Source organism: Streptomyces sp. MMG1533 (assembly GCF_001279775.1).
GTDB lineage: Bacteria > Actinomycetota > Actinomycetes > Streptomycetales > Streptomycetaceae > Streptomyces.
The window spans coordinates 1-666 of record NZ_LGDG01000117.1; the positions used below are offsets into that span (position 1 = coordinate 1).

Consider the following 666-nt stretch of genomic DNA (forward strand, 5'->3'; position numbering starts at 1 on the left):
CCGGACGGCACGATCGCGTACGCGGAGAACCCGCCGAAGAAGTACCAGGACATCTACCCGATCGCCTTCGACGCCGACATGGACGGCCTGATCGCCGAGACCCTGCGGGTGCTGCGGCACTGGATGGACCACGGGGTGCGGATCTTCCGCGTGGACAACCCGCACACCAAGCCGGTCGTGTTCTGGGAGCGGGTGATCGCGGACATCAACCGCACCGACCCCGACGTGATCTTCCTGGCCGAGGCGTTCACCCGCCCGGCGATGATGCACACGCTCGCGCAGTCGGGCTTCCAGCAGTCGTACACGTACTTCACCTGGCGCAACAGCAAGCAGGAGCTGACCGAGTACCTGACCGAGCTGTCGGGCGAGGCGGCCGCCTACATGCGGCCGAACTTCTTCGCCAACACCCCGGACATTCTGCACGAGTACCTCCAGCGCGGCGGCCGGCCCGCCTTCGAGATCCGCGCCGTCCTGGCCGCCACCCTGTCGCCGACCTGGGGCATCTACAGCGGCTACGAACTGTGCGAGAACACCCCGCTGCGCGACGGCAGCGAGGAGTACCTCGACTCGGAGAAGTACCAGATCAAGGCGCGCGACTGGGAGGCGGCCGACCGCGAGGGCCGCAGCCTGACGCCCCTGATCACCCGGCTCAACACGATCCGGCGC

At 67.9% G+C, this 666-nt stretch carries 1 pseudogene; it reads left to right on the plus strand.

The features are described 5' to 3' along the window. Positions 1-666, plus strand: a pseudogene (locus ADK57_RS13230) (alpha-1,4-glucan--maltose-1-phosphate maltosyltransferase); the annotation flags it as partial.